General features: G+C 36.3%; 1 protein-coding gene and 1 pseudogene. Both read left to right on the top strand.

Annotation, left to right across the window (positions count from 1 at the left end):
- Positions 1–120 precede the first annotated feature (120 nt).
- Positions 121–565, top strand: a pseudogene (locus tag RH85_RS22270) (IS630 family transposase); the annotation flags it as partial.
- 22 nt (positions 566–587) lie between these two features.
- Positions 588–1,910, top strand: coding sequence for a hypothetical protein (locus RH85_RS10175; protein WP_006712143.1), 1,323 nt, complete (start codon positions 588–590; stop codon positions 1,908–1,910).
- Positions 1,911–2,109 lie beyond the last annotated feature (199 nt).

The following is a 2,109-nucleotide window of genomic DNA, read 5'->3' as shown; positions in this document are numbered from 1 at the left end:
ACGCATCACATCAATTCACTAACTAACTCTTTAATTGGTCATTATCATGGTAGGGTTTTGTGGCGTAAATCGATGGAACTAAGTCAAGAAGTTACGATCTGATCGGCTACACCCATTAATCATCGTAGCCGATTGAACATTATTGGCGCACTAAACCTGTCGGATATTAGTGCAACCATTGTTCACGATTATTAGGTCATTAACAGTGAAACTATTGTCCGCTTCTTCTGTAAGTTAAGAGAGAGTTTATCCGTTAGCTCATAAGCTTCATATCATCTTAGATGGTGCAGGGTATCACCGCAGTGACTTAATTAAAGATGCGGCGTTTGTCCTTAATATTGTTCTGAATTATCTTCTACCTTACAGCCCAAACCTGAATCCAATAGAGCGGCTATGGAAGGTAATGAATGAGAAGTCGAGGAACAACGTTTACTTCAAAAGTAAACGGCACTTCAAGGCGGCAATAAACCATTTTTTTGCTGCGACTTTTCCAGAGATCGCAAGCTCTTTTACATCTCGAATTAATGATAATTTTCAGATTCTCAAGTCTGCATCTTCACGTTGATTCGGTATAGTCGGAAATGCTTATGCCATTAATCGAAAATAAGATTATTTCACCTTCACCAAAAGAAAACCTTGGAAGATTATCTGAAATAATACCAAGCATTTTAGCAAAAGATATTAATGTTGTTAAAAACACGTCAATCTCTCCAAATTCAAAGAATAGAGGATTCATTGTTCGTGATTTTGATCACCCTAATGGGCTTTCTCAACAGGAATATCTTCCACGTATAAAACAATTCGAATCATATGTTCCTTATGGAATTATTGCTAATTCTTGTGTTGTATATGCTAAAACGGGGGAAGCTCAAGGTTTTAATCACTTAGGTTTAGACATGAAACCATATACGACGGAGGTCAGTAAAGAACGGCGGAGCTTAGCAGCTTCAGAATTAGGTGGAATTGTTCTACGCAACCAAATTTTTACAGAAAAAGCGGTCGAAAAAATATCTAACGGCATAGAAAGATATTTACAGGCACATTTTAAACAAGAGCCAAATAAGACGCTGAATGCAGTTGTTAAAGGGATCGGTCACTATTTTTTTACTAATGGAAGGCTCTCTTTTGGAAGGATTTCAGAACAAAGTTTAGAAGATTTGTCTGACCTTTTTATCTGGAATAGTATTCTAGGCGCACTGAAACATGGCACACTAGAACAAAAAATGTCCATCCATGATGCGATCGGTAGAAAAGTATTACCTGCATTAGGAGGAGAAATACTGGATCGCTATAAGGCTCTCGAAAAAACAGTAAGACAAGATTGGTTTGATCAAGAAAGAATAAGAGGTAGAGTAAAAAACAAAAATGTTGTAGAGCCTTCTTTCACAGTAGGTATCACTAATAACGATAATGTTACAATAGTTGGAAAGCTATATAAATCAAGAAACCGTGGTGTTGATATATTTAAGCGTGATATCTTTCGTCAAAGTCATTCAGAAGCTAACAAATTTTTCGATGATATGGACGATCTAAATCTTCTTTTTGGTTCTGGAATATCAGGAACAACAGGAAGTCTATTGCAAGCTGCTGAAGCGTTTGGACCTCTAGAAGATATAGAAGAAAAGAAACAATATATGCTTGCAATTGTCGCTTATCTTGTTGGTGGAGGAATGCATTCTTTTCATGAAGTTATGGTTGTAGGAAAGAAAGTTAGTATACCATATGATGCTGGATCTTATGTAAAATCATTGCCTGAATCTTTTAAAAATAGTGCCGAATTTAGTCAATGGAATCATATCTATTATGACATTAGTGAATTAGGGGCTACGCATTGGCGTTTTAACGAAGGAAGACTACCATCTCATTTAGAGCTTGTGAAAATTGATCGTGACTCCAATCACATGAATTAAGATGGATATCGACATCGAAATGATGAAAATGTCAAAACACATGTGAAATTTTTCATCAATGGAAAACCTGTATCTCAAGAAAAAGTTTTTTCTTTGCCCGAATGGGAAAATTATATACCCGTGATCATTGAAGTTGCTTGATTTTCAATAGAATCAGGATCATGCTACGCACCATAAAAATTACGCTGACTCCTCCACA

The sequence above is a fragment of the Vibrio ichthyoenteri ATCC 700023 genome, assembly GCF_000222605.1.
Classification (GTDB): domain Bacteria; phylum Pseudomonadota; class Gammaproteobacteria; order Enterobacterales; family Vibrionaceae; genus Vibrio; species Vibrio ichthyoenteri.
Note: the sequence above shows the minus strand (reverse complement) of the source record. Positions and strands in the feature narration are given on the sequence as shown.

Coding starts and splice junctions, on each gene's coding strand:
- RH85_RS10175 (WP_006712143.1), top strand. CDS start 588: ATGCCATTAATCGAAAATAAGATTATTTCACCTTCACCAAAAGAAAAC.